This is a genomic window from Tropicimonas omnivorans, assembly GCF_031846565.1.
Lineage (GTDB): Bacteria > Pseudomonadota > Alphaproteobacteria > Rhodobacterales > Rhodobacteraceae > Tropicimonas_B > Tropicimonas_B omnivorans.
In genome coordinates this window covers 1-281 of record NZ_JAVRHL010000019.1, presented here as the reverse complement: position 1 = coordinate 281, position 281 = coordinate 1, and the positions used below count along the sequence as shown (strand labels likewise).

General features: G+C 68.7%; 1 protein-coding gene. It reads right to left on the bottom strand.

Going from position 1 to position 281, the window contains the following annotated elements:
* The coding region (locus RM543_RS18900; RefSeq protein ID WP_311694480.1) for a hypothetical protein at positions 1–281 on the bottom strand (281 nt) is incomplete at both ends.

The following is a 281-nucleotide window of genomic DNA, read 5'->3' as shown; positions in this document are numbered from 1 at the left end:
TGCCTTCGGAGATGATGTTCGCGCGCTGATCCAGCGTCGCGCCCGACGTGTTCGTCACGCCGCCCTCGCGCGCCGTCAGCTCGGCATAGATCTCGGCCGTGCCGTCGTTCTTCAGCGACAGGACGTTCTGCGCCGCCCCGACGGAGTAGGTGCCAGCGTTCGTTACCACGCCGACCGTGTCCGCGGAGGCCGCGATGAAGCGCGCGTCCTCGAGGATGTCGATCGCGCCGGTGTCGAAGAGCGTGCCGCCATCGATTGTGCGCAGCGTCCCGGCGGTCACG